At 47.1% G+C, this 1,637-nt stretch carries 1 protein-coding gene; it reads right to left on the reverse strand.

What is annotated here, in order from left to right:
- Positions 1-39: 39 nt before the first annotated feature.
- Positions 40-1,574, reverse strand: a protein-coding gene (locus BCT34_RS01855; RefSeq protein ID WP_241902766.1) for an IS3 family transposase whose coding sequence is annotated in 2 segments (ribosomal slippage) — positions 40-1,106 and positions 1,106-1,574 — 1,536 coding nt in all. Because the reading frame shifts where the segments join, the coding sequence is not laid out codon by codon here.
- Between the last annotated feature and the right edge of the window lie 63 nt (positions 1,575-1,637).

Raw genomic sequence — 1,637 nt, forward strand, 5'->3', positions numbered from 1 at the left:
CGGCGTTTTTCAAGGTAGTTGTCATCATTCGCTTATTTATTAAGCGGCTTCTCTTTCTGGATTCAGGTGAACCTCACCAACAGGCGCACAGTTCCTGATATCACCAGACCACCGCTCAGGCTTTCGCTGTTTTGCAGCAAGCAATACCTCTACACGACGCTTCAAGATCTCTTTATCTTTTCCATTGTGACGCTCTGAAGGTGTGACGTAATTTAGCTTACTGTGCTTGTGCTCGGTGTTGTACCAGCGTACGAAGGCTTCAACCCAACTTCGACTACCGTCGATCGTTTCAAAGCCTTTTACTGGCCAACTTGGCATGTACTTTACCGTGCGGAACAATGACTCGACATACGGGTTATCATCACTGACTCTTGGGCGGCTATACGATGAGGTAATACCTAACTCTTCCATCTTAGCTTTGAACGTCAACGACTTCATCGGCGCACCGTTATCCGAGTGAAGAACCAGCGCTTGATTGAAGCACTGCTCTCGCATCAACGTCCGTTGCAGAAGCTGTGACGCCAGCTCACCGCACTCACGCTCATACACTTCATAACCCACGATTTTTCGGCTGTAGATATCTTCGATGACATACAGGTAATAATGTTGGCCTCGTACCTTTGAAGGTAAGTAAGTGATATCCCACGTATAGACTTGGTTCGAGTCCGTCGCTGTGTAACTGGTTGGCTTCGCTTGCTTCTGTCTGCTCCGCTGACGACCTCGTTTGTGAAGTTGCCCCTGTGCTGCCAGTATTCGATAATAGCTCGATTCAGAAGCGATATACTCACCTCTATCAAGCAGTGTCGGGACGATTTGAGTCGGTGGTAAGCTTGCGAACTCAGAGCGGTTACACACCTCGATAATCGCATCACGCTCTTCCTGCGACAGCTTGTTAGCAGGCTCAGGCCTAATGCATATTGGCCTTTTGTCAGCTTGTATTTCACCTTGCTGATACCAACGACGATAAGTTCTCAAGTCAATTTGAACTTCATGGCAAGCTGGCTCTAAACGGCATCCGCATTGCTTCGCTTCAAGAATTAGAGTCACTATGGTCTGCCTTTCATCGGTTGAGGTTATTCGTCCTCTGGCTCTTCCCCGTAAAAGGCTCTCAGCTTTTTTCTTAGTACCAGGAGGGCGGCCGTTTCAGCGAGCGCCTTTTCTTTGAGTCGTAAATCTTTCTTCAACTCTTTGATTTGAAGTTTGTCAGCTTTAACTTGCTTCTTTGCTTCAGCTTCCTGCTCTTTACTCGACTTAAACCCTTGCATACATTCGCGGCGCCAGCTTTGGATTTGTTCTGGGAAAAGGCCTTTTTCACGACAATATTGGCTGAGTTCACTTTCTGTCATTGAGTAGGTTTCAGCGACAATGGCAAGTTTAGTTTGAGCAGACCACTGCTCTGATGAAGTGTTGCTATTTGGCACGGCGGCTCCTGAACGTCTGAGTTGCTGGCGCCAATGGTACAGGGTCGCAGTGCTAATTCCTTCCTCTTCCGACACTTCTTTTACTGACATCGAATAAGGAGGTAAGAGCTTCTTCAATATAGCTTCTTTTCTTTCTACTGAGATACGAGACACAATTACTCTTTATCGCCCAAACTGGTTAAATTTTAACAGTGACAACTACCCTGCCAGAGGGGG

The sequence above is a fragment of the Vibrio sp. 10N.261.45.E2 genome (genome assembly GCF_002875705.1).
Classification (GTDB): domain Bacteria; phylum Pseudomonadota; class Gammaproteobacteria; order Enterobacterales; family Vibrionaceae; genus Vibrio.